Raw genomic sequence first — 1,300 nt, forward strand, 5'->3', positions numbered from 1 at the left:
CAGGCGCGGATGAACCCCTGCATATCGGCGCCCCAGGCTTCGGACTTGTTCGTGCTCGGCCCAGCCGAGGCGCCATTGTCGCTGATCGGCGGCCGTCACCGCTTCCGCTTGCTTGTCCAGGGTGAACGGCGCGCCGATATGCAGGGTTTCATCCGCGCCATGCTGGCGGAGGGGCCGAAGCTGCGCGGCTCGGTGCGCGTGCAGGTCGACATCGACCCGCAGAGCTTCCTATAAACGAGAAAGACAGCTCAGCGGAGTGCTCGCCTATGAAAACCCTCGGCCTGATCGGCGGCATGAGCTGGGAATCGACGGCGATCTATTACCGCCTGCTCAACGAGATCGTGCGCGAGCGGCTGGGCGGGCTGCATTCGGCAAAGCTGTTGTTGTGGTCGTTCGATTTCGCCGAGATCGCCGAACGGCAGCATGCGGGCGACTGGGAAGGCGCCGCCGCGCTTTTGGTGGAGGCGGCCCGAAGGTTGGAGGCGGGCGGCGCGGAAGGCCTGGTGATCTGCACCAACACCATGCACAAGCTGGCCGACGCGGTGCAGGCGGCCATCTCGAACCCTCTCATCCATATCGCCGACGCCACCGGACGCGCTGTCGTTGAAGCTGGGGTTAGGCGTCCGGCGCTGCTCGCGACGCGCCTCACCATGGAGCAGGATTTCTACAAAAGCCGTCTCGTAGACAAATACGGCCTCGAGCCCGTGGTGCCGGACCAGGCCGGCCGCGAGATGGTGCACAAGGTGATCTATGACGAGCTCTGCCAGGGCATCGTCAGGCGAGAATCAAAATCCGCCTATCTCGACGAGGTCGGCCGGATGCGCCGCACCGATCAGGTCGACAGCGTCATCATGGGCTGCACCGAGATCACCATGCTGATCGGCCAGGGCGATTTCGACGTTCCGGTGTTCGACACCACACGCATCCATGCCGAGGCCGCGGTCGACTTCGCGCTGTCGTGACCAGCCGCTCGTCTGGTGCGTCTTTTCTAATGTGCCGGCCGCCATCTGGCGTGCCGGTTTTCCTCCGCTAGAATGCCGGCAATTTCAGAACAAGACTTTACGAGGGGGATAAGATGGATTTCGCGTTTCCGTGGCCCGCGAGCCAGGGCGAATGGCTGGCCTGGTCGAGCGCTGTCGTGACCCTGGCGCTCGGCCTATTCCTGTTCCTGGCGCCGGGACTCGCCTTTCGCGTGCTGCGGCTGCAGCCCAGGCCGGAGAAGGCGGCGGCGATCGCCGAGGGGCGCGGCCGCATGTCGGGCTTCTATCTCGGCGTCAGCCTGTGCTGCATCCTTTTGGCG

2 protein-coding genes and 1 pseudogene are annotated in these 1,300 nt (G+C 64.7%); all 3 read left to right on the forward strand.

Annotated features, from left to right (window positions below):
- A partial coding sequence (locus EOA27_RS36845) for a hypothetical protein (RefSeq protein WP_145970844.1) occupies positions 1–234 on the forward strand: 234 nt, incomplete at its 5' end.
- Between the two features lie 32 nt (positions 235–266).
- Positions 267–962 carry an aspartate/glutamate racemase family protein gene (locus tag EOA27_RS36850; protein ID WP_126080577.1) on the forward strand — a complete coding sequence of 232 codons (696 nt, stop codon included), beginning with the start codon at positions 267–269 and terminating at the stop codon, positions 960–962.
- A 113-nt stretch (positions 963–1,075) separates the two neighbouring features.
- Positions 1,076–1,300: pseudogene (locus EOA27_RS36855) on the forward strand (DUF4345 domain-containing protein); the annotation flags it as partial.

This window comes from Mesorhizobium sp. M2A.F.Ca.ET.037.01.1.1 (assembly GCF_003998075.1).
Taxonomy (GTDB): domain Bacteria; phylum Pseudomonadota; class Alphaproteobacteria; order Rhizobiales; family Rhizobiaceae; genus Mesorhizobium.

Excerpts from the sequence above, each read along its gene's own strand:
- EOA27_RS36850 (WP_126080577.1), top strand. The coding sequence starts at position 267 with ATGAAAACCCTCGGCCTGATCGGCGGCATGAGCTGGGAATCGACGGCG.